The organism is Microbacterium luteum, from assembly GCF_015277875.1.
Classification (GTDB): Bacteria; Actinomycetota; Actinomycetes; order Actinomycetales; family Microbacteriaceae; genus Microbacterium; species Microbacterium luteum.
Genome location: NZ_CP063814.1, coordinates 3413549 through 3434637 on the forward strand (window position 1 = coordinate 3413549; position 21089 = coordinate 3434637).

A 21089-nucleotide genomic window follows, 5' to 3' on the forward strand; every position below is an offset into this window, starting at 1 on the left:
TCAGCAGTGCTGGTGTCTCACCCCATCCTGACGCACAGGGGGCGGCTGGACGATCTCACCGAGTGGGCGCATGGTTTCACCGGCCGGGCCCAGTCGTTCCCCGGCTACCGGGCCTGGAGTCCCGCGGGGTGGTGGTCTTTCGGGCCCGCGGCGTCGTGACCGCGACGGGGTGAGCCATCGTGCGATGGTCAGTGAGAACGACCAAGAACTCACACAGAAAGACGACACCGCACGATGGCTCTTGACCAGTCTGCCCTCCTCGAGCTGCTCGGGGAACTGAAGCTCACCGGCACCACCGACCGCATCCGAGCCGCGACCGAGCGGCTCTACCAGGAGCTGATCGACGCGGAGACAGCCGCATTCATCGGCGCCGCCCCCTACGAGCGCACGAGCGAGCGCACGACTACCCGCAACGGTTCCCGGCCGCGGGTGCTGTCGACCACGGCTGGGGATCTGGAGTTGCGGATCCCGAAGTTGCGGCAGGGGTCGTTCTTCCCGTCGCTGCTGGAGCGGCGCCGCCGGGTCGACCAAGCCTTGTTCGCGGTCGTGATGGAGGCCTACCTCCACGGCGTCTCAACCCGGAAGGTCGATGACCTCGTCAAAGCGCTCGGCGCTGACACTGGCATCTCGAAGTCCGAGGTGTCCCGCATCTGCCAAGGGCTCGACGCCGAGGTCGCATCGTTCCGCGACCGCTCGCTGTCTGACATCGCCTACCCCTACGTGTTCCTCGACGCGACCTACTGCAAGGTCCGCATCGACCACCGTGTCGTGTCCCAGGCGGTCGTCGTCGCGATCGGCGTCGCCGCTGACGGGCGGCGGGTCGTGCTGGGCTTCGATGTCGGAGACAGCGAGACCGAGGAGTTCTGGAAGCAGTTCCTGCGCTCGTTGAAGACACGAGGTCTGGGCGGGGTGAAGCTGGTGATCTCCGACGCCCACGCCGGACTGAAGAAGGCCGCAGCGACCGTGTTGCAGGGCGCCGCCTGGCAGCGCTGCCGCGTCCACTTCATGCGCAACGTCCTGACCGCCCTCCCGAAGGGCCGGCAGGAGATGGTCGCCAGCGTGATCCGCACGATCTTCGCCCAACCCGACGCCGAGCACATCGATGCCCAGTTCGACGAAGTCGTGCGCATGATCGAGCGCGTCCACCCCAAGACCGCCGTGATGCTCACCGACGCCCGTGACGACATCCTCGCGTTCAAAGCGTTCCCCGCCCGGCATTGGCGACAGATCTGGTCCACGAACCCGCTGGAACGCCTCAATCGGGAGATCAAGCGCCGCACCGACGTCGTTGGCGTGTTCCCGAACAACGCCGCCCTGCTCCGCCTGGCCGGCTCCGTCCTCGTCGAGCAACACGACGAATGGGAAGCCGCCGACCGCCGCTACTTCTCCGAAGCCTCCATGACCGAGCTCACCGCGACCACCCCCACCATCGACGAGGCGGTGATACTCCCCGAGATCACCGCCGCCTAAACTAACGACAGCTGATCATCGCAACGAAGCGAAAGACCACCACTCAAACGGACGCGGCCCTGTCACGGCGGCGAGAGCGCTGGAGGTCACTGCAGCTGGCCGAGCTCGAGCATCTCACCGTCGAGGAAGAACGTCGGAGGGGAATGCTGAAGCTTCGGTTGACTCTGGGACTGCCAATGACCCCACCACGAACGGATGCTCGCGGTCTCACTGTCACCGTTCCAGCACGACGGCGAGGCCTTGACCCACGCCGATGCAGATCGCCACGACGGCGACGCCGCCTCCGCGTCGCGCAAGCTCATGCGCGGCATGCCCGAGAATGCGGCCCCCCGAAGCGCCCAGCGGATGGCCGATGGCCAGCGCTCCGCCGTGGATGTTGACCCGCTCAGGATCAAGTTCAGGCCACCCGGCGACGCATGCGAGCGACTGTGAAGCGAACGCCTCGTTGAGCTCGACCACGTCGACATCGGCCCAGGACCGGCCGGCGCGTGCGAGCGCCTTGTTCGCCGCCTCGATCGGCGCGATCGGGAACAGATGCGGATCGACGCCATGCGCCCCGCGTCCCGCAATCCGCGCGAGTGGCTCGCCGGGCAGCGCACCCTCCGCGGCGATCAGAACGGCGGAAGCGCCGTCGTTGATCGGCGAGGAGTTGCCGGCGGTGACGGTGCCTTCGCCGTCGCGCGCGAACAGCGGAGTAAGCCCGGCGAGCTTGTCCACGGAAGTGTCGTCCCGGATGCCCTCGTCGCGTGCCAGGTCGGCCCCTGGCACGTGCACGATCTCGCCATCGTAGACCCCGTCAGCCCACGCTTTAGCTGCCAGCCGGTGAGAGCGCACGGCGAACTCGTCCTGGGCATCTCGGGAGATTCCCCACTCTCGGGCGATCTTCTCCGCCGATTCTCCATTGGAGATGGTCCACTGCTTCGGCAGCTTCGGGTTGGTCATCCGCCACCCGATGGAGGTGTTCCACAGTGTCTGGTTACCGACCGCCGGCCACGGCCTCGGCGACTTCTCCACGATGAACGGCGCCCGGCTCATCGACTCCACTCCGCCGGCGAGCACGAGACCGGCGTCGCCGGTCTCGACAGCGCGGGCGGCCTGGATCACCGCTTCCAGCGACGACGAGCAGAGTCGGTTGACGGTCACGCCGGTGACACTGGTGGGGAAGCCTGCCAGCAGCGCCCCGAAACGGGCGACGTCGCGGTTGTCCTCTCCTGCTTGGTTCGCATCGCCGAAGATCACGTCATCGATGCGCGCGGGGTCGAGGCCCATGCGCGCGACGGTCGCCTTCATGACGACTGCGGCGAGATCGTCGGGCCGGATGCCGCTGAGCGCGCCACCCGCCCGCCCGAAGGGGGTGCGGACAGCATCGTAGACAAAGCTCGCGGTCATGGCGGGCTCCCTTCCGTGGTCGGCCGAGGGTCAGGCGAACGCCGATATTCCGGTGATCTGGCGGCCGATGATGAGCGACTGGATGAAGTCGGTCCCCTCATATGTGTGGACGACTTCCATGTCGGTGAGGTGGCGGGCGACGTGGTTCTCCAGAAGGAGTCCGTTGCCGCCGAGGAGGTCGCGGGCATCCCGGCAGAGTGCACGCGCGTGCTGGCCGGTGAACATCTTCGCGAGCGAGGCCTGTTCGTTCGTCAGTCGCCCTTCATCCTGCAGAGTGGCTGTGCGGAAGCAGAGCAACTGCATCGCGGTGAGATCGGCGAGCATGTTGGCCAGCTTGTTCTGCACCAGCTGGAAGCTGGCGATGGGCTTGCCGAACTGGACACGTTCCTGGACGTAGACCGCCGCTGCCTCGTACGCGGCGAGAGCGTGCCCGAGCGCCTCCCACGCGACGGCGCTGCGGGTGCGGTTGAGGATCGCGGAGACGTCACGGAATGAGGTCGACTTCGCCAGCTTGTTCCCGGCAGGGATCCTCAGTCCGGAGATCTCGATGTGCGCCTGCTGGATCGCGCGCTTAGCGATCTTCCCGGTGATCGCCTCCGCAGAGTACCCCTCGGGATACTGTCCGTCAGCGCCTTTCTCGAGCACGAATGCCTTCACTTTGGCATCCGCTGTGTCGCGGGCCCAGATGATGACGAGGTCCGCAACGTGTCCGAGCCCGATCCACCGTTTGGCACCGTCTATGACATACGCGCTCCCGTCGCGGCGGGCAGTGGTCTCCAGGGCGACGGAGTCGGAGCCGTGATCGGGCTCGGTCAGCGCGAACGCGCCGAGCTTGCGGAGGGCTGCCATTTCGGGCAGCCAGCGCTGCTTCTGCTCGTCGTCGCCGAGCAACGCGATGCTGCCCATCGCAAGTCCCGAGTGCACGGCATTGAGCGTGTTCACACTCCCGTCTCCACGAGACAGTTCCATCGCGACGAGGCCGGTCTGCAGTCGGGTCAGTCCCGGACAGCCGTAGCCCTGGATCGCGGTGCCCACGATTCCCAGCTCGCCCAGTGCGGGGAGGATCTGGTAAGGGAAGTCCGCTAACTCCCAGTACTCGTTGATAACTGGCAGGACCTCGGAATCCACGAATCCGCGCACACGTGTGATGAGATTGCGGTCGTCGTCGCCGAGAAGATCACCGATCTGATAAAAGTCCGTATCCACCGGATGTGCCGCCTTCGTGATCGTCATCTCTCAGCGTCCCTCTTTCCGAATCGCCGGGACGGTAACCCGATCGCCGACGTGGTCTTCATCGTCTTCCGCGACTTGCAGCCACCGTCGGACCGCCTCGCCATCCTGGTCGAGTGCAGGAGGCGCGGCGCGGTAACTCGCGGGGGTGCGGGAGAACGTTATGGGGTTGCGAATGGTGGGCACCGCGTGGTCGCCGGTGCCGGCCGCGACGCTGGGCTCCAGGCCGATCTTCGCAGCGAACTCGACGCCTCCACGGACATCCAGGACCGGCGCACACGGGACCTGCAACGGGCTGAAGATGTCGAACCACTCCCATGCGGTCTTGGTGACCAGCCGCGCTGTCAGCAGCGGGCGCAGGGCGTCTCGGTGCGCGCTGCGGTCTGCGTTGGACGCGAAGCGAGTGTCTGCGGCCAGCTGCGGCAGCCCGATGGCGTCGCAGAACGTAGCGAACTGCGCGTCGTTGCCGATCGCGAGCACCAGTTCCCCGTCATGGGTGCGAAACGGTGCGTAGGGGTAGATACTGGGGTGGTCATTGCCCATCCGGGTCGGAGACTGCCCGCTCAGCAGAAACCCGCCGGTCTGGTTGACCATGCCCGACAATGCGGAGGACAGCAGGTTCAGTTCGACGTGCTGTCCCTCTCCCGAGCGCTGTCGGTGGTAAAGGGCGGAGGTGATCGCGATGCACGTGTGCAACCCGGTGATCACATCGAACACCGCGACGCCCGCGCGGAACCCTTCCGTGTTCGGCGCGCCGGTCACGCTCATCAGTCCAGACAGCGCCTGTGCGAGCAGGTCGTAGCCGGCGAGCCCCGCGCCTCCCGCGGTACCGAAGCCGGTGATCGACGCATAGATCACACTGGGGTTCTCCCGCTTGACGGACTCGTAGTCCAAGCCGAATCGCCGGAGCCCGCCGGGTTTGAAGTTCTCTGTGACCACATCGGCTCGGGCCGCGAGACGCTGTGCGAGGACAAGGTCATCGGGGTTGCGGAAGTCCAGCACCACAGACTGCTTGTTCCTGTTAATGGAGAGGAAGTAGGTCGACTCGCCTCGGTACTCCGGTGGCCGGTAGCTGCGTGTCTCGTCCCCTAGCGGACTCTCCACCTTGATGACCGTCGCCCCGAGGTCCGCGAGCAGCATCGTGCAGTAGGGGCCAGCGAGTACCCGGCCGAAATCCGCGACCAGGAGACCCTCGAAAGGACCACCGGCCACGTCCTGCACCGTCCGGCCATCCGGGAGCGAGCTCTTCATCATCGGGAACACCTCAGTCGTCGTGTTCGTCCAGACTCCCAGCAGCCGTTTATGTCCGTCCAATACCTGATCAGGCACGTATTGATGCTCTAATCTCATGAAACGAGGGCTGTTCCAGAACGGCACACTCGAGGCTCCCCATTTCGACGCCACCCTGGTGGTGTCGAGGCGATGGGGCCGGGAGCGGCCCGCGCCTGGGCGTGATCAGCAATGAGGCTAAGGAGAACCCATGGGTAGCAGGCTTGCAGGCAAGGTCGCGATCGTCACCGGCGCGGCGAACGGGATGGGGCGCGCACATGTGCGCCGCCTCGCCCAGGAAGGGGCGAGCGTCCTCGCCACCGACGTCGACTCGGCCGGGCTCGAGCACACCGTCGCCGAAGCGAACCGTGACGGCGGGACGGTCGTGGGGCTGGAGCAGGATGTCGCGATCGCGGCGAGGTGGGACGAGATCGTGGCAGAAGCCGAGCAGCGTTTCGGCCGGCTCGACATTCTGGTCAACAACGCGGGGGTGCTCATCCTCAAGCCCGTCGAGGAGACCACAGAGGAGGAGTGGGACCTCATCTTCCGCATCAACGCCAAGGGTGTCTTCCTCGGCACCAAGGCCGCGGTGCCTGCTCTGGTCCGCGCAGGCGGGGGATCGATCGTGAACATCTCGTCGATCTACGGCATCATCGGCGCACCGAGCGCCGCCGCGTACGAGGCGTCAAAGGGCGCCGTCCGGCTGCTGACCAAGGCCAGCGCGGTGGACCTGGCCAAGTACGGCATCCGGGTGAACTCTGTGCATCCCGGTGTCATCGCCACCCCCATGACCACGGGGCTGCTGGCGACGCCGGAGTCGACGAAAGCCGTGCTGTCCACGACGATCCTCGACCGGCCCGGCCAGCCCGAGGAAGTCTCGAACGTCGTACTCTTCCTCGCCTCGGACGAGGCTTCCTTCGTCACCGGCGCCGAGTATGTCGTGGATGGCGGCTATACCGCGCAGTGATCTCGGTCGGCCGGGGTCTGCGCGACCCCGGCCGACTCATCCAGACTTGTATGCCAATCCACCTTCCATCGGTACGGATTATGCAATAATCCCTGGATGGATCTGCAGCAGCTGCGCACCTTCCTCGCCGTCGCCGAGGAACTGCACTTCGGACGGGCAGCCGAGCGCCTGCATATGGCGCAGCCGCCGATCAGCCGCGGCATCCAGCAGCTGGAGCGGGAGTTGGGTGCGCGGCTGTTCGAGCGGAGCACCCGCAAGGTAACGCTGACCTCGGTGGGCGAGGCCCTCGTCGCCCCCGCCCAGGAGGTCCTGGACGCGCTGGACCGGGTGAGCAGGGTCGCCCGCGCAGCCGGGACGGGCGAGATCGGTCACGTCCGTCTGGCGTACGCGGGTGCGTCCTCCAACGTGATGGTCGGATTGCTCGCCCGAGCAGTCAACCAGAACCACCCAGGCATCCACCTCGAGCTGCTCAGTCAGCACTTCGCCCAACCGGCGATGCAGCTGCTCACCCGCGGCGACATCGACATCGCCCTCGGCAGGTGGGACCACATTCCCGCCGCCGTGCGCACCCGCGTGATCGCTGTCGAGGAACTCGTCATCGCCGTCCCGGAGACCCACCGTCTAGCCGACGCCGGTGCCGTGTCGATCGCGCAGTTCGAGGGTGAGCCGTTCGTGTCGCTCCAACCGCAGACCGGCACGTTGCTGCTGGAGCGGCTGCGACAGATGAGTAGAGCCGCCGGGTTCAACGCCGATGTCGTCCAGCACGCACCGGACTCGTGGACGCTGATGTCCCTCGTCTCCGCCGAGATCGGCTGCTCATTGACCCTGTCCTCGGTGATCGACAGCATCGCCGACCCGCACTTGCGCTTCCTGCGCCTGACCGACGACGTCGCACCTGTCGAGCTGCGGATGGCGTGGCTGCGCGACAGCGACGACCGTGCCTTGCACGCCGTGCTCCGGTTGTCCGAATCCGTCCTCCCGACGCCGCAGGACTAAGCCTCGATCCACCGATGGACGGGGCGTTGAGCGAGCGTCGTGACGTAGAAATGCCCCTCTGATCAGGAAGAATAGAGCTTGCTTAGGGTTCTGTTCGTCTGGTCGGAGAGGCATCTCGTAGATGCAATTCAAGCACGCCCCCGCCGCAGTGTCTGCGGTGTTCGATGATCCGAATCTCGTGTCGGCCGCGGGGCTGGTGCCGATGCTCCGCCTGGCGCGTTCCGCGGGGTTGGACGAGCTCGCGCGTGAGCGGTTGAGCGTCCCGACGGATAAGGGCGCCAACGCGGGTGCGAAGGTGATGGCACTGGTCGCGGGCATGCTCGCCGGGGCGGACTCGATCGACGACATGAACCTGCTCCGCCATGGCGGAATGGGCCGGTTGTTCGACCGGACGTATGCGCCGTCGACGCTCGGGTCGTTCCTGCGGGAGTTCCGGTTCGGACACGTCCGCCAGCTCGACGCCGTCGCCTCCCGGGTGTTCGCGAATCTCGCTGTCGACGCGCCGCTGCTCCGAGCAGGCGATGGCGAGCGGGTGATGGTGGATCTGGACGACACCATCATCGAGGTCCACGGATACCAGAAGCAGGGCGCCGGTTTCGGGTACTCCGGCGTCCGGGGCTGAACGCCCTCCTCGCCACGGCATCGACCACCTCGTCGGCGCCGGTGATCCTGGCCCAGCGGTTGCGGCAGGGAAGACCGGGTCCCCGAAGGGGGCCGCGCGGATCGTCGGCGATGCTCTCGCCACCCTGCGCCGCACCCGCGCCGCGACCGGGGCCAGGCCGTTGCTGCGGGCGGACTCCGCGTTCTACGGACACGCGACCGTCGGCACCGCGATCAAGGCGGGCGCCGACGTGTCGGTGACCGTGAGGATGGACCCGGCGGTGAAGGCCGCGATCGCGACCATCCCGGATGATGCGTGGGAGATGATCGAGTACACCGACGCGATCCGTGACGAGACCACCGGGCAGCTGATCTCCAAAGCCGAGGTCGCCGAGGTCCCGTTCACCGCGTTCCGCTCGAGGAAGAAGGCGGAACAGGTCGCCGGACGGTTGGTGGTGCGGCGCATCCCCGATCTGAACCCGAGACAGGTGGAGCAGCCGACCCTGTTCGACGTCTACCGGCATCACGCGTTCTTCACCACCACAGCGAAGGAGGTGATGGACACGGTGGCCGCGGACAAGACCCACCGCGGTCACGCGATCATCGAGCAGGTCCACGCCGACCTCAAAGCGGGGCCGCTCGCGCACCTGCCCTCCGGGGTGTTCACCGCGAACAGCGCCTGGCTCGTCATCGCCGTGATCGCATTCAACCTCACCCGCGCTGCCGGTCTCGTCGCCGACCGAGCGGGACGGCTCGCGAGAGCAACGACCGCGACGATCCGCCGCACCCTGATCCACGTCCCCGCACGGCTGGCGCGCTCCGCGCGCCGAATCACGCTGCACCTGCCCGAGGCCTGGCCATGGCAGACCGCGTTCGACCGGCTCTTCACAGCCACGCACGCGCCACCGCCAACGGTGACCACCTGACCATCGCCGCAACGCGGCACGACCGAGGACCAAGTGGACGACCGGGATGCGACGCCCGGAACTCAACCCTGCCCTCGACGCGTCACCGCGCCCCGATCATGCCGCCCCGGCACACCCACGGCTCATCGGTGGATCGAGGCTAAGGGTCGCCAGGTATCAATCCGCCTGCCATTTGGTATTGGAGAGAATCAGAACGAAGTGGAAGCGTGGAGTCCACTGTGCGTATATCAACGGCGAGGACAACCATGCACGCATTCGCGATCTTCCAAGACGATCACACGGTGACCGATGTGGAATTGCCGACCCCGACCCCCGAAGGCACCGAAATCCTCCTGCGCGTGGTTCGGTCCGGGGTGTGCCACACCGACATGCACCTGCGTGAGGGGTACTACGATCTCGGCAGCCGGGGGCGTCTGAATCTGATCGACCGGGGCGTCACCTACCCGCTTGTCCTCGGCCATGAGGTCGTCGGCGTCGTCGAAGCGGCCGGCCCCGACGCCGACGGGGTCTCGCCGGGTGAGCATCGCCTTGTCTACCCATGGATCGGCGACGGCTCCTGCGACGCATGCCAGGCAGGTCACGAGAACCTGTGCCCCTCGCCCCGTAACCTCGGCGTCGCCCGCCACGGCGGGTATGCCGAGTTTATCCTCGTCCCGCACCCCCGTTACCTCCTCGACGTCACCGGGATCGAAGAGCGGTGGGCCGCAACTCTCGCCTGCTCCGGCCTGACCGCCTACAGTGCCGCGCGCAAGGCCCTTCCGGCCACCGCGTCCGATCCGGTCGTGGTGATAGGCGCCGGCGGTGTCGGGTTGATGGCGATCGCCACGCTGCGCGCGCTCGGCCACGAAGCAGTCCTCGCGGTGGACCTGCAGGAGCGCAATCTGGAACTGGCGCGGCAGCTCGGAGCGACCACGACGATCTCCGCCCGCCAGGAAGACCTTGCCGCCGCCATCGTCGCCGGCGCCGGTGGGCCGGTCGCGGCGATCGTGGACTTCGTCAACAACTCCACAACAGCTCCCGCTGCGTTCGCCGCGCTCCGCAAGGGCGGAACGATGGTTCAGGTCGGGCTGTTCGGCGGAGAGCTGGTCATCCCCACCGCGTTGCTCACTCTGAAGATCATCACCATCCGCGGAAGCTTCGTCGGGTCCCTCGGCGAGCTCGAGGAGCTCGTCGGGCTCGCGCGGCGCGGCGCGCTCCCGCATCTCCCGATCATCGACGGGGAGTTGTCTGCGACGGCGGTGCAGGATGCGCTGGACCGGCTCGCCGCGGGCGGCGTGCCCGGCCGGATCGTGCTCAGCGCGTGACCGCGCCGGGCGTCCAGCCGGCCACGACTCACGCGTAGTCGAAGAAGCCGCGTCCCGTCTTGCGTCCCAGCTCCCCGGCCGCGACCTTGTCGCGGAGGATCTGCGGCGGGGCGAACCGCTCGCCGAGCGTCTCATAGAGGTATTCGGCGATCCCGAGACGCACGTCCAGCCCGACAAGATCGGAGGTGCGCAACGGACCTGTCGCGTGACGGTATCCCAGCACCATCGCCGTGTCGATGTCCTCAGCGCTGGCCACCCCCTCTTCGAGCATCCGCATCGCTTCCAGCGCGATTGCCGCGCCCAGGCGGGAGCTCGCGAAGCCGGGCGCGTCGTTGACGACGATCGGGGTCTTCCCCAGCGATGTCACCCACTGCTCCGCCCGTTGCCGCAGGTCCGGGTCGGTCGACGGCGTCAGCACGATCTCGACGAGTGACGAGGGCGGCACCGGATTGAAGAAGTGCAGTCCGCACACGCGCTCCGGCCTCGCCAGCTGCGCCGCGAGCCTTGTCACCGACAACGATGAGGTATTCGTGGCCAGCCACGCCGACTCCTCCACGATCCCCTCTGCTCTCTGCATCGCCTCGACCTTGAGTGCGAATGTCTCTGGGACAGCTTCGATCACGAGCTCGGCATTCCGCAGCGCCTCGTAGTCGGCGCTGGCCGCGACGCGGCCGGCGATTGCGTCGACGTCGACCGAGGCATCCCGCTCCGCGGCCTTGCGGATCCCATCGGCCAACCGCGCGGCGGCCGCGCCCGCCGCCGCCGGGTCACGTTCGATCACGGTGACCTGGGCGCCCGCCTGAGCGAACACTTGCGCGATACCGGCGCCCATGCGGCCGCCCCCGATCACGCCGACGGTGGAGGGAACAGTGATCATCGGGTCTCCTGAGAACGGTTGAGGAATCGGGTCATCAGCTGCGTCTTGGCGTCCGACTCGAACAGGATCGCCTGCGCGAGTTCGTCGACAAGGGGGTGGGCGTCCCGCGGCGCAGCGAGCACGCGCTTCGAGAGGCGGAGGGCGAGCGGATCCTGGCCAGCGATCCGATCGGCGACGGTATCCGCCGCGGCCGCTAACTGGTCGGGTTCATGCACCGAGGCCACCAACCCACACCGCAGCGCCTCCTCGGCGTCCAGCCGGCGCCCCGTGAACAGGATCTCCTTGGCCAGCGGCTCCCCCACCAGCTCGGCGAGCCGCCAGGTCGCCCCGGCCGCGGCCAGGATTCCGATCGCCGTCTCGGGGTTGCCGAACACGGCGCGGGTGGACGCGATCCGGATGTCGGCCGCGTACGCGAGTTCCGCACCGCCCCCGATCGCGAACCCGTCGACCGCGGCGATCACCGGCATAGGCAGCCGCGCGATACGGGTGAACAGCCCGGAGTTGATGCCGGCCAGCGCTTCGTCGCGGCCGCGCTCGAGCAGCTGCCGGATGTCTGCGCCAGCCGCGAACACACCCCGTTCGGGCGTGGAGGTTCCGGTGAGAATCAGGATGCGGGGCTCTCGCTCCAGGCTCGTGCATACCGCGTGAAGTTCGTCGACCATGTCGTCGTTGATCGCGTTTCGCACGTCAGGACGGTTCAGTTCGACGTGAAGCCGGTCCGCGCCCTCGCGGAGTATCAGAGTGGTCACCGTCCCAGCCTCCCATCACCGATCAATGCGCGTCCAATACCCGATCCACGTACATCTGATGCGCCATCGTCATCAATCTCGGCCGGGATCGGTATTGGACGAACTCGGCCACGGCGCGACAGGCTGAGTGGGCAGTACCGCGCCAGACGACCGCCGATCTGGGCGGGCGTGGCCCGAGAGACGCACGACAGCAATGAAGCGAGGAGACCACGATGGGTGCATACCGGACCATCAACCCAGCCACCGGCCAGACGGTCGCCGAGTACCCCGTGATCGGCGATGCGGACGTGGCCGACATCGTCGCCCGCTCGCACACGGCCTACCGCAGGTACCGGGAGCTGCCGCTCGCCGAACGGACGGGGATCCTGGCACGCGCGGCGCAACTGCACCGGGACCGCATCGATGAACTGAGCGCGCTGCTGACCCTCGAGGTCGGCAAACCCGTCACGCAGGCCCGCGGGGAAGTCGAGCTGGTCGCCTCGATCTACCAGTACTACGCCGACCACGCCGAAGCGTTTCTCACCGACGAGACCCTCGACATCGTCGGCGGAGGGGAAGCGCTCGTCCGCACCGAGCCGATCGGGCCGCTGTTGGGGATCATGCCGTGGAACTACCCGTACTACCAGGTGGCCCGGTTTGTCGCCCCCAACCTCGCACTGGGCAACACGATCATCCTCAAACACGCCCGCAACTGCCCGCAGTCCGCCCTCGCCATCGAACGCGTGCTCCACGATGCCGGGCTTCCGGCCGACGCGTACATCAACGCGTTCGTAGACAGCCGCCAGATCGCCGGCATCATCGCCGACCCGCGCGTGCAAGGGGTGTCGCTGACCGGCTCCGAGAAGGCGGGCTCGGCTGTCGGCGAGGTGGCCGGCAGGCATATGAAGAAGGTCGTCCTCGAGCTGGGCGGCTCGGACCCGTTCATCGTCCTGGAGGATGCTGACGTCGACGCGGCCGTGGCAGCCGGCGTGCGCGGCCGCATCGCCAACGGCGGCCAGGCGTGCACGGCATCCAAGCGGTTCATCGTCGTGGATGCCGTCTACGACGAGTTCTCCCGGAAGTTCATCGACGCGATCACGAAGATCACCCCCGACGACCCCACGGACCCCGACACGTTCCTCGGCCCGCTGGCGTCCGCGGATGCCGGCAAGGAGCTCGAGGAGCTCGTCGAGGACGCGGTCGCCAAGGGCGCCACCCTGCACATCGCCCCCGGTGCACGCCGAGAGGGCGCCTTCTACCCGCCCAGCGTGCTCACCGGGGTCACCCCGCCGATGCGAGCCTACGAGGAGGAGCTGTTCGGACCGACCGCGGTCGTGTACCGGGTGCCCTCCCCGCAGGCCGCGGTCGCCCTGGCCAACGAATCGCCCTTCGGGCTGTCCAGCAGCGTCTTCACGCAGGACCCTCTGGCGGCCGCGCAGATCGCCCGCGAACTGGAGGTCGGGATGGTGTGGATCAACAGCACCAGCCGCAGCGCACCGGACCTCCCCTTCGGCGGCGTGAAGCGCTCCGGCATCGGACGCGAGCTCGCCCGGTACGGCATGGACGAGTTCGCGAACAAGAAGCTCATCCGAACCCCCGCCTGATATCCCCGCGTAACGCCTCCGCCGCGCCGAGTACGCAACTGCGAATCCAGGCCTCCCTGGTCGGCAGGCGGGGGCGCTGTTTTCAGGAGATCAGGGTGTTCTGCCCGTCGAGACCGTACGCGCGCAGTTTCCGGTACAGCGTCGTGCGCCCGATACCGAGGATCTCCGCTGCACGCGAACGGTTTCCGTCCGCCTCCCGCAGCGCCGCATCGATCGCCCGGTACTCGGATGCGGCGATGCCGCGCAGCTGGCGGGCACGTGTGCGCATCTCGACGGGCAGAAGGTCGACGTCCAGGACGGTGCCGACGGGGCGGTACGCCACCATCGCGGCAATCAGAACCCGCAGCTCCGAGGCGCCACCAGGCCAGTCCCACCGGGAAAGCGCCTGCAGCAGAGCAGGGCTCAGTGTCACCGAGTGCTCCTGAGCGAGTCTCACGGCCAGGCCGATGACACGGTCTGGGTCATCGCGCAGCGCTGGGAGGTCGAGTCGCGGCCCCAGGCGGCCCAGGAAACTGAAGACGACGCCAGTCAGGTCGTCTGCGACACAGAACACCACCCGGGCGGACCGGACGGGATCTGCCGCGCCGGCCAATTGCTGCAGGACCGGGAAGTCAGCGTCGGTCAAAGACTCGACGCTGCGGACGACCACCGACGTGCCTGTGCTCAGCGCCTGCACCGCCGTGACCACGGCCCCCGGTTCCCGAAGCGCCGGGGCGTCGATGACGACCGGGTCGTGGCGGTCGCGTTCGCGCAGCCAGAGCTGGGCGAGAAGCGTCTTCCCGCTGTCGCGGGGACCGTGGATCGCGATGCACCCGCTGGTGCGACCGAGCACGTCGAGGTGCGCGGCAAGGCGGGAGAGTCGGGTGGGTTCCGGCGCTGCGGTCGGCTCGTCCTCGGGCAGTTCAACGAGGTAGATGCTCTCGCCTGCCCGATTCACGATGCGGCGGGCAGTGCTCGGCCGACCCGCGAGCAGGACGGATGCGACATCCCCCTGCCAATGGTGAGCCTGCAACTCGTCCCACAGCGTCACGTGCCGCTCGGCCGAGAGCATCGGCAACGCGCCCGTCGAGGCGAGCACGCCTCCTCGACCGATGGCCAGCACGCGGTGGCCGGCGGTGCCGCCCGCGAACCGGGCCAGCAGCGCCTGCAACTCCAGCGGTGCGGTGTTCAGGAGCGCGTCCTGGAGGTCACGAGCGGCCTGCTTCGCGATCGCGAGCATCGCGGGATGGGATGCCCCGACTGGAGAGGCGAGGGCGAGCGAGCCGATGACACGCTGCGAGAGGGGGTCGTGGATGGGGGCGCCGGCGCAGGCTAGGGTCTGCAGCCGGTCGTTGACGTGCTCGGCGCCGCGCACGAACACTGCGGATCTTTCCTCCATCGCCGTTCCGAGTCCGTTCGTGCCCAGCGCGGACTCCGAGAATTCGAATCCTTCGGCGGCGGACACCTTGTCGAGCCGTCTCGCGTGGCTCGGGTCGCCTACCTTTCGGGCGAGGATCCGTCCGGATCGGTCGCTGACCAGCAGCGCGACACGCATGTCAGCGAGTGATTCCGCCCATCGCGCCAGGACGGTCTCAGCGGTGTCCTGGAAGCGTCCCGCCAGTTCGGAGAACGGGTGGTAAGCAGGAGTCGCAGTCGGATCGCAGCCGCCACCGGTGGTGATCGAGCGACGCCAACTGCGCTCGATCACCGGGGGGACGTTCAGTGTTCGGGGAGTGAGACCGTGCGCGCCGACGCCAGCTTCGAGAAGGCGTTCACGAGCCTGCCGCACGCTCGCGGCGGAATAGGTGTCGATGGACATAGCTGGGACCTCGCGTCACTGCAAGTGGTCACACCCAGTATCCGCCTCCCTATTGGAACCCGCCAATACCTAATCCGCTGTGGATCTATCCTCTGTGCGCATGAGTCCATGGTGGTGGGGAAGCCGGTCGCGTTCGTAGGTGATGTCGGTGTAGCCGTGAGGAATGGGCTGGCCGTGGTCATCGAGGCCGACGAAGACGATCTTCTCGATCGTGAGAATGCGTTCACGAGTGATCATGTTGCGCACCTCGGCGCGCATCGTGAGGGAGGTGCGCCCGAACGCGGTGGCGCGCAGTCCCATCTCGATCAGATCGCCTTGTCGCGCGGAACTGACGAAGTCGATCTCGGAGATGTACTTGGTGACCGCCCGGGAGTTTCCGAGCTGGATGATGGCGTAGATCGCGGCCTCTTCATCGATCCAGCGCAGCAGGCTGCCGCCGAACAGGGTGCCGTGCGCGTTCAGGTCCTCGGGACGGACCCAGCGGCGTGACCGGAATGTGACGTCTGCTGACATGGAGTCGCTCATAGGACGACCGTAGGCCGGGAAGCACACTCCCGGCCTACGGTTACCGTCGATCAGGCCGGGACGGGCTGTCCGATGCTGAATCCTTCGAAGTCCTTCGCCTGGATCTCCGAGAGGAGGCCGCGGTAGGCGCCTAGGCCGCCGAGGTAGAACATCACGGCGTGCTTCTTGCCGGGGATGTTCGCCCCGAAGATCCACGAGTCGGTCTTGGGGAACAGCGTGTAGTTCGCGATCGTCGTGCAGGTCTCGGTCCATTCGTCCTCGACCTGCTGCGACACCTCGATGAGCCCGCCTCTCCGCTCCGCCTCGGTGACCAGGGTCGTGATGAACTCGACCTGCGCCTCGATGCTGGGCACCAGGTTGGTGAACGGCCCGTTGGGGCCGAGGATCATGAACATGTTCGGGAATCCGGCCGTCATGATGCCGAGGAAGCTGGTCGGGGCGTCGGCCCAGTGCTCGTCGACGCTCACCCCTCCGCGCCCGCGGATGTCGATGCGGCGGTAGTTGCCGTCGACCGCGTCGAACCCGGTAGCCAGCACGAGCACATCCAGCTCGTGCTCCACGCCGTCCGCGGTCTTCACGCCTCGCGGGGTGATCTCGACGATCGGGTTCTCCTTGATCGACACCAGCTTCACGTTGTCCTGGTTGTACACGTCGTAGTAGCCCTGGTTGCACAGCGGCCGCTTCGCATACGGCTGGGTCGGGGTGAGCAATCGCGCCGTCTCCGGATCCTTGACCGTCTCAGCGATCTTGCGGCGGATGAACGCAGCGGCTGCCTCGTTCGACTCCGGGTTGATAGCGATGTCGTTGAACGTGCCGAACATGAAATAGAATCCGTTGCCTCGGTCCCATGCCGCCTGGAACACGCGCTCCCGCTCGGCCTCGTCGACATCGGTGGCCGCGACGGTGGACTCCTCGAACCCGAACGCGACGCCCGAGTTGCGGACCTGCTCCCAGATCTCCGGGAACCGGGACTTGTAGTTCTCCACCTCTCCCGGCTCGACCGGTCCGTTGCCAGAGGGGACGCTGTATTGCGCGGAACGCTGGAACACGGTCAGGTGCGACACCTGCTTGGCTGCGGCGACGATGAACTGGGTTCCGGTCGAGCCGGTGCCGATGACGCCCACCCGCTTGCCCTCGATCGACAGGTCGTCCGGCCACTCCGCGGTGTGCACGAGGCGGCCTTCAAACGAGTCGATCCCGGGGATGTCGGGGATGTTGGTTGCTGCGAGCAGTCCCAGCGCCGTCACCACGTATCGGGCCGTGAAGGACTCTCCGGCGGAGGTGCCGACCGTCCAGGTGTTGGTGGCTTCGTCGAAGACGATCGACGTGACTTCGGTGTTCAGCCGGAAGTCCTTGCGGAGGTCGTACCGGTCGACGACGGTCTCAAGGTAGCGGAGGATGTCGGGCTGGTCGATGTACTTTCGCGCCCAGTCCCACTCCTGCAGCAGTTCGTCATCGAACGAGTATCGGTAGAAGGGGCTCTCCGTGTCGGACATGGCGCCGGGATACCGGTTCCAGTACCAGGTGCCTCCGATGCCGGCGCCCTTCTCGAAGCCGCGGACGCGCAGGCCGAGCTTGTCGCGCAGGGTGTGCAGCTGGTAGATGCCGCCGAAACCGGCGCCGACGACGATCGCGTCGAAGTCCGTGGTCTGTGTGGATGTCATGGTGCAACTCCTTCGTTGAATAAGCGGGGGTGTGTTGCAGGTCAGTGGCGAAGCCACTGGCCGATCGCCGCAAGCTCCGCGTCGACGTCCGCGTCGCGGCCAGCCAGGAACGGGTAGACGTGCTGCTGTCCTTCGGCGACATGCAGGGTGACGTCAACGCCGGCGCCCTTGGCGCGCTCTGCCACGCGGATGGCATTGTCGACCAACGACTCGACCGAACCGGCGTTGACGTACAGCGGGGGGAACCCGGTGAAATCCGCGTAGAGCGGGTTCGCGAGCGGCGCCGACGGGCTGGTGGTCGCCCCCAGCACGCCGGCGATCATGCCCTCCAGGAGCGGCACGGAGATCAGCGCGTCGGTCGCATCGTTGGTGACCAGCGTCGCGCCGCGGTTCTCCATGTCCAGCCACGGGGAGAACGCGATGACGTGCCCGGGCAGCGGCCGCCCCTTCGCCTTCAACGCCAACGGGATGGCGATGGCGAGATTGCCTCCCGCCGAGTCGCCGATCGTGGTGACGTCCTCGGGGTGGACCCCCCGCTCCAGCAGGGCCTCGAACGCCGCGACCCCGTCGTCTACCTGGGCGGGGTGCGGGTGCTCGGGCGCGCGACGGTAGTCCAGCACGAACGCTGTTACCCCGGCCGCCTTCGCGACGTGCGCGGCGAGCTTCCGGTGGCTGGCCGCAGAGCCGACGGCGAACCCGCCGCCGTGCGTGTAGAGGAGGACCTTGGAGCGATCGGCTCCGGCCGGGAACGCCCAGATGCCGGGCACGCCGCCGACCGTCTCCTCCTTGTAGGTGACATCTTCCGGTTCGATGGTCGGCTGATGCCATTCATCGAAGATGCTGCGGAACAGCCGCATGTCCAGCTCGTGAGTGGCCATGAGCTCGGACCAGCCCAGATACAGATCACGCAGGGCGCTCGGGACGACTGCGGTCGCGGTGGATGACGAGGACATCGCATAACTCCTTCGTTGATGCTCGGCGCCTGCAGGAACGAGGCGACCACTCGGTGGATGAGCTCTACTCTCAGGGAGGATTCCGCCACAGCGCTGTGCCGATTTGGAACAGCTCACCCGGGTTGCCCGGTGACCACGACAGAGATCGGCTCCGGCGCACGGCATGATCAGGATCCAGCGCACGAACGAGACCGGATCGGGCACGGTGCCAGACGATCAGCGCCGCCACGACGAGAGTCGCGGCGGTCACCGCCATTGCTCCGACCCAGCCGCTCTGCGTGAAGACCGTCGCCAGGACGAGACCGACAGCCGGGATTCCATCTCCACGGAGAGCGACGGCAGCACACGCCGGACGGCGAAGATCTACTCACCGCCACCGTCTCCGCTTCCGACGACGACGACAGCTTCGGCTTCTACTCCCGGCCCACCAAGGCCCACATCATCGCCGCCGGCATCCGCCGCACCGCATGAACGAGCGCCTCATGAACAGCCGCACCAGCCTCACCATCTACCCCGCCCACGACGAGCAAACCCTGCTCCCGCCGACGCCGATCCTCGTCGACGAGCACTACTTCGTCCGCGCCGGGCTCGAGCAACTCCCCGCCCGCCTCATCGGGTTCAGCCCCGCCGGCGCGCTCGCCATCACGGCGTGGGTTCACGACGTGTTCCGTGCCCCGGAGCTCGCACGCGACCTGTACCCGACTTTCATCATCGCCGGTCGCGTCCAGGCATATCCGATCCCCGCCGCCAGGGTCACCGTGCGCGAGCCCGCCGGCGTCGTCCAGGTCGTGATCACCGACCCTCGCGGCAAGAGATACCGGCCATACCTCGGCGAGGACCGCGACATTGCCGACCGCATCGCCGCGGCCTGGGGCTCCCACCGCGGATACTCCGCCACCGTCCAACCGATCACCTGACAATCACGAACGGAGACACCATGCGCTGCTTGATGTGCGAAGAGCCCACCACGATGTACATCCCCTCGGACGACGTCGACGGCATCGGGCTGCATAGCTGCGGTGTCTGCGGGTTCGAGATCGAAGGCCCCCGCGACGAACCCGCGCATGTCGCCGACCATCGGAAGCTCACTGCAACGACGACCTCGACGACGATGTGGGTTCCCGCTCGAGATGGCATGAACCCCTCGCGATTCCACGGTAGTTGGCAACGGTTTCAGGGCCAGGATTCCACGCGAAATGGCATTTTCCTACAGTTGGTCCGACTCAACTCAGATGCCCGCTTGCGGCAGGCAGATCGACCTAGAGTGTGTTAACGAGTGAGCAGCCGCGCCGTTCAGAGGCGAGGGCGATCGCCGACGGGGCGGCTCACTCTTCTCCTCATCCCGGTGTTGCTCAGCGCGACCGGCGTCCTCGATCTCCGCATTCCTTGGCCGTGGCTCCATGGCGAGTCCGCGGGGGATCGTCCGGTCGAGCACTCACCCCTGAGAGCCCTGTCAAGGTGAGCTGGACCGGGACAGCCGCTGGAGTGCTCTATCTCGCGTGGCTGGCGTCCGCAACCCTGCGCCCCGGCGGCAACGGGCTATTCGAGACACAATCCCACGCGCGCGACTCCCGGTCGAAGCTGTTCCGGATGGGGCTCGTCACCAACCTGCTCAACCCCAAGGCCGCTGTCATGTAACTCGCGATCATCCCGCAGTTCATAGATCACGGGCAGGGAAACACGACCGCTCAGGGATTCGTTCTCGGCGGAGTTCAGATCATCGTCAGGATGATCGTCAACTCCCTCATCGTGCTGGGCGCCGGCACAATCTCCGGATTCGTGTCGACGCGACTCACATGGATCCGGCACCCCGCTCGGCGCAGTGGCGGTCACGCTGGCCAGAGAGGTCCCGCAATGCATCTCGCCCCTGAACCGGGCGATCATGCTGCAGGACCTCCGTGAGACGCCGCTCAGATAGACCGTCCTCCGGAAGCTCGACGAGTACGAATGACCCTTTCTGAAGGGATTGAACAGGACTGTTGTTCTGCACAGATTCTGCTAGGTAGAGTGGGATTCCATCCGACGGAACCCGCCGTCGGTGAACAAAGGAGTTCCAGAATGCGCATCGTCTTGGTTCATGGAGGTTGGCAGGGTGGTTGGGCGTGGGACGGCGTTGTCGCTGAGCTCACGAAGGCAGGCCACGAGGTATGGGCCCCAACCTTGCAGGGTCACGGTGACAACGACGACCGTGCAGGTGTCACGCTCTCGACCATGGCGGACAATCTCATCGGCCGGATCGCCGACAAGGGGTGGGACCGGTTCGTCGTAGTCGGCCACAGTGGCGGCGGCCCGATCATCCAGCTCGTAGCTGAGGCGATGCCGGAGCAGGTGGAGCAGGCGATCTTCATCGACGCGTGGGTACTCGCCGACGGCGAGTCGATCAATGCGATCCTCCCCACCGAGTTGGCGAATTTCGCCCGTGGCACAGCCGCATCCTCGCCCGACCAGAGCGTGCCGATCCCGCCGCAGCTATTCATGACGGCTTTCTTGCAGGACGGATCGGAGGAGCTTCACGCGCAGGTCGAGCCCCGTCTGGTGCCGTCGCCTGGCGGTTGGCTCGACGAGCCGATCCGTCTTCGGTCGGCCGGCACCGGTGACGTGCCGAGCGGCTACATCTTCCTGCAAGAGGATCGGGCTGTGCCGCAGGAGTTGTACCGCGCATCAGCAGACCGGCTCACGAACCCGACGACCGCGAGCTCGCCGGGGAGCCACCAGGCCATGTTGACGCGCCCGGTGGAGCTGGCAGCAGCCATCGTCTCCGTTATGTCGTGACGACGTTTCGCTCTTTC

At 67.0% G+C, this 21089-nt stretch carries 17 protein-coding genes and 1 pseudogene; 9 read left to right on the forward strand and 9 right to left on the reverse strand.

Annotated features, from left to right (window positions below; translation table 11 throughout):
* The first annotated feature begins 234 nt into the window (after positions 1 to 234).
* A complete protein-coding gene (locus IM777_RS16575) occupies positions 235 to 1470 on the forward strand; it encodes an IS256 family transposase (RefSeq protein ID WP_046746337.1) in 1236 nt (411 codons plus the stop codon).
* Positions 1471 to 1683: 213 nt separating this feature from the next.
* Here IM777_RS16575 and IM777_RS16580 read toward each other — a convergent pair whose 3' ends face one another.
* Genes IM777_RS16580 through IM777_RS16590 form a run of 3 tightly spaced genes read right to left on the reverse strand, consistent with a single transcriptional unit; the run spans position 1684 to position 5418 of the window.
* Positions 1684 to 2859 (reverse strand): thiolase family protein, encoded by a 1176-nt coding sequence (locus tag IM777_RS16580; RefSeq protein WP_005055005.1) that lies wholly within the window; start codon positions 2857 to 2859, stop codon positions 1684 to 1686.
* Between the two features lie 30 nt (positions 2860 to 2889).
* A complete protein-coding gene (locus IM777_RS16585) occupies positions 2890 to 4092 on the reverse strand; it encodes an acyl-CoA dehydrogenase family protein (protein ID WP_194384091.1) in 1203 nt (400 codons plus the stop codon).
* Between the two features lie 3 nt (positions 4093 to 4095).
* Positions 4096 to 5418 carry a CaiB/BaiF CoA transferase family protein gene (locus tag IM777_RS16590; protein WP_228179441.1) on the reverse strand — a complete coding sequence of 441 codons (1323 nt, stop codon included), beginning with the start codon at positions 5416 to 5418 and terminating at the stop codon, positions 4096 to 4098.
* 151 nt (positions 5419 to 5569) lie between these two features.
* Between IM777_RS16590 and IM777_RS16595 the strand changes: the two genes are divergently transcribed.
* The 4 genes and pseudogenes from IM777_RS16595 to IM777_RS16610 all read left to right on the forward strand — a co-directional run bounded on the left by IM777_RS16595 (position 5570) and on the right by IM777_RS16610 (position 10151).
* Entirely contained in the window at positions 5570 to 6325 is a 756-nt protein-coding gene (locus IM777_RS16595; RefSeq protein ID WP_135950158.1) for an SDR family NAD(P)-dependent oxidoreductase, read from the forward strand.
* A 96-nt stretch (positions 6326 to 6421) separates the two neighbouring features.
* Positions 6422 to 7321, forward strand: a complete 900-nt coding sequence (locus IM777_RS16600; protein WP_135950159.1) for a LysR family transcriptional regulator — start codon at positions 6422 to 6424, stop codon at positions 7319 to 7321.
* Positions 7322 to 7442: 121 nt separating this feature from the next.
* Positions 7443 to 8847: pseudogene (locus IM777_RS16605) on the forward strand (IS1380 family transposase).
* 206 nt (positions 8848 to 9053) lie between these two features.
* On the forward strand, positions 9054 to 10151 hold the full coding sequence (locus IM777_RS16610; RefSeq protein WP_228480869.1) for an alcohol dehydrogenase: 1098 nt from the start codon (positions 9054 to 9056) through the stop codon (positions 10149 to 10151).
* Positions 10152 to 10179: 28 nt separating this feature from the next.
* Here IM777_RS16610 and IM777_RS16615 read toward each other — a convergent pair whose 3' ends face one another.
* Positions 10180 to 11028, reverse strand: coding sequence for a 3-hydroxyacyl-CoA dehydrogenase family protein (locus IM777_RS16615; protein WP_005054991.1), 849 nt, complete (start codon positions 11026 to 11028; stop codon positions 10180 to 10182).
* Positions 11025 to 11777, reverse strand: a complete 753-nt coding sequence (locus tag IM777_RS16620) for an enoyl-CoA hydratase/isomerase family protein (protein ID WP_135950161.1) — start codon at positions 11775 to 11777, stop codon at positions 11025 to 11027. Before IM777_RS16620 ends, IM777_RS16615 begins: the two co-directional genes overlap by 4 nt.
* A gap of 212 nt (positions 11778 to 11989) precedes the next feature.
* Here IM777_RS16620 and IM777_RS16625 point away from each other — a divergent pair, with 212 nt between their 5' ends.
* Entirely contained in the window at positions 11990 to 13360 is a 1371-nt protein-coding gene (locus tag IM777_RS16625; RefSeq protein WP_135950162.1) for an NAD-dependent succinate-semialdehyde dehydrogenase, read from the forward strand.
* Positions 13361 to 13442: 82 nt separating this feature from the next.
* Here the strand turns inward: IM777_RS16625 and IM777_RS16630 are convergent, their stop codons facing one another.
* From IM777_RS16630 to IM777_RS16645, 4 genes are all read right to left on the reverse strand, one after another.
* On the reverse strand, positions 13443 to 15158 hold the full coding sequence (locus IM777_RS16630; RefSeq protein WP_135950163.1) for a sigma-54-dependent Fis family transcriptional regulator: 1716 nt from the start codon (positions 15156 to 15158) through the stop codon (positions 13443 to 13445).
* 69 nt (positions 15159 to 15227) lie between these two features.
* On the reverse strand, positions 15228 to 15683 hold the full coding sequence (locus IM777_RS16635; RefSeq protein WP_228179554.1) for an acyl-CoA thioesterase: 456 nt from the start codon (positions 15681 to 15683) through the stop codon (positions 15228 to 15230).
* Positions 15684 to 15733: 50 nt separating this feature from the next.
* Positions 15734 to 17347, reverse strand: a complete 1614-nt coding sequence (locus tag IM777_RS16640; protein WP_194384092.1) for a flavin-containing monooxygenase — start codon at positions 17345 to 17347, stop codon at positions 15734 to 15736.
* A gap of 41 nt (positions 17348 to 17388) precedes the next feature.
* The gene (locus IM777_RS16645; protein ID WP_194384093.1) at positions 17389 to 18300 is read right to left on the reverse strand and encodes an alpha/beta hydrolase; all 912 of its coding nucleotides are present in this window, start codon (positions 18298 to 18300) and stop codon (positions 17389 to 17391) included.
* A 482-nt stretch (positions 18301 to 18782) separates the two neighbouring features.
* On the opposite strand from IM777_RS16645, the gene IM777_RS16650 reads away from it, so the two are divergent.
* The 3 genes from IM777_RS16650 to IM777_RS16660 all read left to right on the forward strand — a co-directional run bounded on the left by IM777_RS16650 (position 18783) and on the right by IM777_RS16660 (position 21072).
* Entirely contained in the window at positions 18783 to 19217 is a 435-nt protein-coding gene (locus IM777_RS16650; RefSeq protein ID WP_101305219.1) for a hypothetical protein, read from the forward strand.
* A 541-nt stretch (positions 19218 to 19758) separates the two neighbouring features.
* A complete protein-coding gene (locus tag IM777_RS17320; protein WP_005050722.1) occupies positions 19759 to 19938 on the forward strand; it encodes a LysE family transporter in 180 nt (59 codons plus the stop codon).
* A 420-nt stretch (positions 19939 to 20358) separates the two neighbouring features.
* A complete protein-coding gene (locus tag IM777_RS16660) occupies positions 20359 to 21072 on the forward strand; it encodes an alpha/beta fold hydrolase (protein WP_194384094.1) in 714 nt (237 codons plus the stop codon).
* The last annotated feature ends 17 nt before the right edge of the window (positions 21073 to 21089 follow it).

Bases quoted from the DNA above. Each gene is read 5' to 3' on its own strand.
- IM777_RS16575 (WP_046746337.1), top strand. From the start codon at position 235: ATGGCTCTTGACCAGTCTGCCCTCCTCGAGCTGCTCGGGGAACTGAAG.
- IM777_RS16580 (WP_005055005.1), bottom strand. From the start codon at position 2,859: ATGACCGCGAGCTTTGTCTACGATGCTGTCCGCACCCCCTTCGGGCGG.
- IM777_RS16585 (WP_194384091.1), bottom strand. From the start codon at position 4,092: ATGACGATCACGAAGGCGGCACATCCGGTGGATACGGACTTTTATCAG.
- IM777_RS16595 (WP_135950158.1), top strand. From the start codon at position 5,570: ATGGGTAGCAGGCTTGCAGGCAAGGTCGCGATCGTCACCGGCGCGGCG.
- IM777_RS16600 (WP_135950159.1), top strand. From the start codon at position 6,422: ATGGATCTGCAGCAGCTGCGCACCTTCCTCGCCGTCGCCGAGGAACTG.
- IM777_RS16615 (WP_005054991.1), bottom strand. From the start codon at position 11,028: ATGATCACTGTTCCCTCCACCGTCGGCGTGATCGGGGGCGGCCGCATG.
- IM777_RS16625 (WP_135950162.1), top strand. From the start codon at position 11,990: ATGGGTGCATACCGGACCATCAACCCAGCCACCGGCCAGACGGTCGCC.
- IM777_RS16630 (WP_135950163.1), bottom strand. From the start codon at position 15,158: ATGTCCATCGACACCTATTCCGCCGCGAGCGTGCGGCAGGCTCGTGAA.
- IM777_RS16635 (WP_228179554.1), bottom strand. From the start codon at position 15,683: ATGAGCGACTCCATGTCAGCAGACGTCACATTCCGGTCACGCCGCTGG.
- IM777_RS16640 (WP_194384092.1), bottom strand. From the start codon at position 17,347: ATGACATCCACACAGACCACGGACTTCGACGCGATCGTCGTCGGCGCC.
- IM777_RS16645 (WP_194384093.1), bottom strand. From the start codon at position 18,300: ATGTCCTCGTCATCCACCGCGACCGCAGTCGTCCCGAGCGCCCTGCGT.
- IM777_RS16650 (WP_101305219.1), top strand. From the start codon at position 18,783: ATGAACAGCCGCACCAGCCTCACCATCTACCCCGCCCACGACGAGCAA.
- IM777_RS16660 (WP_194384094.1), top strand. From the start codon at position 20,359: ATGCGCATCGTCTTGGTTCATGGAGGTTGGCAGGGTGGTTGGGCGTGG.